This is a genomic window from Mesorhizobium sp. M7A.F.Ca.ET.027.03.2.1 (assembly GCF_003999175.1).
Classification (GTDB): domain Bacteria; phylum Pseudomonadota; class Alphaproteobacteria; order Rhizobiales; family Rhizobiaceae; genus Mesorhizobium.
This window is the reverse complement of sequence record NZ_RZOM01001360.1, coordinates 1-1,314: the sequence shown is the minus strand read 5'-3', so window position 1 is coordinate 1,314 and position 1,314 is coordinate 1. Positions and strand designations below refer to the sequence as shown.

Below are 1,314 nucleotides of genomic sequence, written 5' to 3'. Positions count from 1 at the left end.
GCATAACTTGGGCCTACGACATCCACCCCTATGCGGATGCTCTCGCTGCGCAACTTTCCGGAGTTCGAGAAGCTGACCCGGCATCAAGGTCACGCCGGAACTCTACCCAGACGATTCTTACTGGAACAAGATGACGATCCAACTGACGACGAAGTCGCCAGCATGGGATGTGTTCGGCACTGGCATTCAGCCCGCGTAGGACCTCGCTCCGAGTGGCGCCTGCTGGACAAATACCTGAGTGATCCGAAGCTTACCGATGCTGGATACGACTACATTCGGACATGATCAAGAAGTGCGCGGCTCCTTCCTTCGCCAATGATAACTGGAACCAGGTCGTGGACGGCATCTCGTCCGGCCGCACCGCGATGACGATCGACTCAAAAATGTTCGGCTTCTGGAACGATGTTGCGGGGAAGCCGGCATCCGGCAAGATCGCCTTCGCTCCGCCGCTGCACGCACCGAGCGCCACGAGCTTGGATTCTGACATCTGGATCTGGGCTCTCGCCATGAACGCGGCTTCCGAAAAGAAGGGCACGGCCTGGCTGTTCATCCCGTGGGCCACCTCCAAGCAGGTGGCGCTCAAGGGTGCCCTTGCTGGCCAGCTCGTCAATCCGCCGCGCACGTCGACCTGGCAGGACGATACCTAGACTAAGTACGCTTCGCAGCCCGAGTTCAACAACTTCGTTGACAGCTTCAAAAAGATACAGGATCAAGCCGCGCTGGCTTTCACACCGCGTGTCGGCTTCGGCGAAGCCATGAACGCATGGGCCGTGGCGATGCAGAAGATGGCAAACGGCGATGACGTCGAGACGACGTTGAGGGCGCTTGCCGAAGAAATCCGCACTGGCCTCTGATCAAAAGGAACAGGGCAGTACTATTGCACTGCCCTGTTCCCGCCAACGGCGGAGATCACGCCGTGTCACCCCAAGCACTTAAACCCAGCGCTGCTTCGCCCGGCCGCGCCGACGATTTTTCTTGGCCGCCAAGGCGGCAGCCTGCGGCCGGGGCCACAACCGAAACGACCACGGCGATCAGTCCGTAAGCTGCCCGGGGCAGCGGAAGGGCGGAAAGCGCCTTCAGGTGGCCGCACAAGTAGGGTCTCGAGACGGACTCAGCGCGGCAGCACGCTCGATCCCATCAGCGCCTCATCGATGGCGCGCGCCGCCTGGCGGCCCTCGCGGATCGCCCAGACGACCAGCGACTGGCCGCGCCGCACGTCGCCCGCCGCATAGAGCTTTTCGACGCTGGTCCTGTAGTCCCGGTCATTGGCCTCGACATTCTTCGAGCGGCGGCTGTCAATGGCGATCTTCATCT

General features: G+C 61.5%; 1 protein-coding gene and 1 pseudogene. One reads left to right on the top strand and one right to left on the bottom strand.

Features of this window, described 5'->3' with window-relative positions:
* Positions 1-281 precede the first annotated feature (281 nt).
* On the top strand, positions 282-647 hold the full coding sequence (locus tag EN750_RS41205; protein ID WP_245454714.1) for an extracellular solute-binding protein: 366 nt from the start codon (positions 282-284) through the stop codon (positions 645-647).
* Between the two features lie 464 nt (positions 648-1,111).
* On the opposite strand, the pseudogene gltD reads toward EN750_RS41205, so the two are convergent.
* Positions 1,112-1,314 (bottom strand): annotated as a pseudogene (gene gltD, locus EN750_RS34655) (glutamate synthase); the annotation flags it as partial.